General features: G+C 66.4%; 1 protein-coding gene and 1 pseudogene. Both read right to left on the bottom strand.

Annotated elements, in window-relative coordinates:
- Positions 1–2,278: putative transposase (locus AC2VOP_RS09610; protein WP_486960737.1), on the bottom strand; the 2,278-nt coding region annotated here is incomplete at its 3' end.
- A 150-nt stretch (positions 2,279–2,428) separates the two neighbouring features.
- A pseudogene (locus AC2VOP_RS09605) lies at positions 2,429–2,524 on the bottom strand (2-dehydropantoate 2-reductase N-terminal domain-containing protein); the annotation flags it as partial.
- Position 2,525: the final 1 nt, after the last annotated feature.

Below are 2,525 nucleotides of genomic sequence, written 5' to 3'. Positions count from 1 at the left end.
AGCGCAGGGTGAGGCCGGTGCCGGGGTAGACGGTGTTGGTGTCGTTGAGCACGTGGCAGAGCTCATCGATCGCGGCGGTGTGCCGTGGTGCGGGCAGTGGATCGAGCCGGATGTGCAAGGTGTTGGTGGCGGTATCGGGGATGATGTCGCCGGAGCCGGCCAGTGCGGTGCGGATCAGGGTGTGGGCTTCGTCGTCGGCGCGCCGGTAGCCGGTGTTGGTGATGATCACCCGGGCCAGGGATTGGGCGGTGTTGTAGGCGGCGATGCGGATGGCGTGGTGGATCAGTTTCGTTTCGGTGTCCAGAACTTGCTGTCCGGGATTGACCTCGGCCAGTGGTAGGCGGGCCGGGATCTCTTTATGCGCGGCCAGTGCCGCGTCGAGGTCGTCGTGGGCGGTGTTGGCCTCGGCGTTGATGGCCTCGATCATCGTGTTGGTGATTATGGTGGTGGCTCCCGGTGGCGGTGAGGACACGGTAAGCAGTTCGCGATCACGGGTGGTTTCGACCAGATGCAGTGTCCGTCGGGCTTTTTCGACCTGTTGGTAGGCGGGCTTTTTGGCCGGGTTGGGCACCATCCGAGCCTGGTCGTCGTCGCTGACGCTATAGGTGTCGTGGGAGTCGAAGTCGAAATGCATACGGGCGTAACGGTAGTGGTTCTCCTGGCGCCAGCGTGATCCCATCCGGTAGCGGATCTCGGCGGCGGGCAGATCACGCCGGGTGGTCAAGATGTGCATCTGACGCTCACGCGCACTGTCGTAGAGGCTGATCTGGCGCATCGCGAACACCTGCCCGGCACGGGACCCGTCGGTGATGTCGAGGTTGACCTCGGTGTCGGCGAGCGCCCAGGTGTGGACGCGGCCGTGCTCATCGGTGTGGCTGCGCTCGGCGAAGGCGTGTTGGTCAATGTCGACGGTTTTGCCTTTACGCCACGTCAAGGTATCGAATCCGGCGGCGTCCAGATCGGCGAACAGTGCCGGTGACCAGCCGCCGCGATCGAACCCGACCAGCACGCGGCGCCCGTCGCCGACGAGGTCACGCATCTGCGGGATCAGCCGACGCAGCTCACCGGCCAGCGAGGCCGCCGGTTCGGCCATCACCACCAACAGCGGGTCCCCGGCGGCATCGGTCACCCAGGTTTCCACGGTGGCCGGGGCGGGGAACTTCAACCGCGGCACATGGGTTTTGGCGATCCGGCGGGTGCCCTGATAGGCGCGAACATGCCCGTCGACATAGAACACACCGGCCTGCTCGGGGCGCTCGGTGACATGACGTTGTGCCATCGCGGTGATCCAGTCGCCGGCTTTGCCGGCATCGGCGAGCAACCCGATCTTGCGGCGGATCGTTTTGACCTCCGGGGCCCGATCCAACCCCAGCACCCGACCGAAGGCGACCGGATCGATACGGGCCGCGCCCTCGGCGCGGGCCTCGCCGATCAGGGCACGAAACACGCCCTCGCACAACATCGCATCCAGCGAGTAAAACCCGTTGGGCAGCTGTCCGTAGACACTGTGGGCGCATTCGAGCAGCCCGGTGCCCGCCAGTGCGGGCAACCCCAACAGCAGCCCCGCCAACGGTGCCCGCGCACACGGACCGAACACCGGCGGCGCCGACCCGATCAGCCCGAACCGCGCCAACACCCGCTCACCGGAGCGCGGTACCGGATCGGCCAGCACCGGCAGATCCGCAGCCGGCGATACGAGGCCATCTCCGGAGGTCGTTGCTGCGCACTTGGCCTCCGACAGCTGCGCAGACTCTGTCTGCGGTTCCGATTCCGGCGCGGCCTCTGGGGAGTCGGCATCATCGCATATCGTTGAGGCACAACGCCCGTCGGTGTCACTGTCGGTAGGTTTGAGTGCGTTGCGGGCGCTGCCTTCCGACACCCCGATCCGGGCGGCGATACCGCGGTAGGACAACCCATCTGCACGCAATCGTCGGATATCGGCGATCGTGTCGTCGGTGAGCTTCGACTTGCGTCTGGGGCCCTTGCGTTCGCCGAGCAATCCCGCCACACCAGTGTCGCTGAGTTGGGCATCCCAGCGTCGCACCGTAGCCGGCGTCACCGCGAACGCCTCGGCAATCTCGACCTGGGGAGCGGCCTTGATCCGCACCAGCGACACCGCCGCGAACCGGCGCCCCGCGGTATCGCCGGCATCCCAGGCATAGACCAGGTTGCCGTGCACGAAGACCCGACCACCGTCATCGTCTTCGACGATCGCCGCGGACGCACCGATGCCACGCGCGCTCTCGGGCGCCAGCGGCAGGGGCGGTTGCGCGGTCATCACCGTCATCGTCCACCGCCCCCAACCTGTCGCTTCGACTCTATCTATTCTTACGCATAAGGGGCGGAATTCCACGGAGGCACGCCGGGAAATTCGCAGATCAAAGCACAAAATTACGGGCCGACAACCGTCACCGTGTCAGGAGGCCTGGTCCCGGTTGATCCGCTCGACGTCGGCTCGGTGGCGGTCGATGGCCACGACGTCGTGACCCGCGGCCGCGAGCCTGGCCGCATAGATGGAACCCATT

The sequence above is a fragment of the Mycobacterium sp. TH-M106 genome (assembly GCF_057473765.1).
This window is presented reverse-complemented; position numbering and strand designations above follow the sequence as displayed.